The 689-nt window shown below is 73.4% G+C and carries 2 pseudogenes; both read left to right on the top strand.

Annotated features, from left to right (window positions below):
- Positions 1 to 285: pseudogene (locus tag FV228_RS31695) on the top strand (LysR family transcriptional regulator); the annotation flags it as partial.
- Positions 286 to 491: 206 nt separating this feature from the next.
- A pseudogene (locus tag FV228_RS31690) lies at positions 492 to 689 on the top strand (flagellar biosynthesis protein FlgA); the annotation flags it as partial.

Raw genomic sequence — 689 nt, 5'->3', positions numbered from 1 at the left:
GGCCTGCCGCCGCCGGCCTCGGCCCCCGGGGCGGCGTTCGATCGCGGCGCCCTGGTGATCTCCGCCGCGGTCCAGGGGCTCGGGGTGGCGCTGGAGAGCCTGCGGTTCGCCCAGGCCGAACTCGGCGCCGCGCAGCTGGTGCGGCTCGGCGAAGGCCGCCTGAAGAGCCTGTACCGGGACCTCCACTTCATCTGCACCCGTGCCCGGGACCGGGATCTGGAGAGGATCCGGGCGTTCCGCCGATGGCTCCTGGAGCAGGAGCAGGAGGGCCGCGCCGCCGGCTAAAGCATCGGTCCGAAAGGTGGGCGCCGGCTTTCAGACCATGACGATGCGCTCGCGCCGTCCCGAAGGCGTCGCCGACGGTGATCCGCAGGCGCCGCATGGGCAGGCACCGAGGCGCATGATAATTCCGGGCTGACGACACCGTGCCGACGCGGCGGGAACGGACCCCGAGGTTCGACCGACCGCGCGACACGCAGGGAGAGAACGCCATGTCCATGTTCGCCAAGCTGCAGCGTCGCGCCAGCGAGGGCCGCCCCGTCCGCGTCGGCCTGATCGGCGCCGGCAAGTTCGGCTCCATGTACCTGTCGCAGGCGCCTCGGACGCCCGGCATCCACCTGACCGCCGTGGCCGACCTGTCGCCGGACCGGGCGCGCCAGGCCCTGCGCCGGGTGGGCTGGGACGAGTAC

Origin of the sequence: Methylobacterium sp. WL18 (assembly GCF_008040015.1) — a bacterium.
Classification (GTDB): domain Bacteria; phylum Pseudomonadota; class Alphaproteobacteria; order Rhizobiales; family Beijerinckiaceae; genus Methylobacterium; species Methylobacterium mesophilicum.
This window is presented reverse-complemented; position numbering and strand designations above follow the sequence as displayed.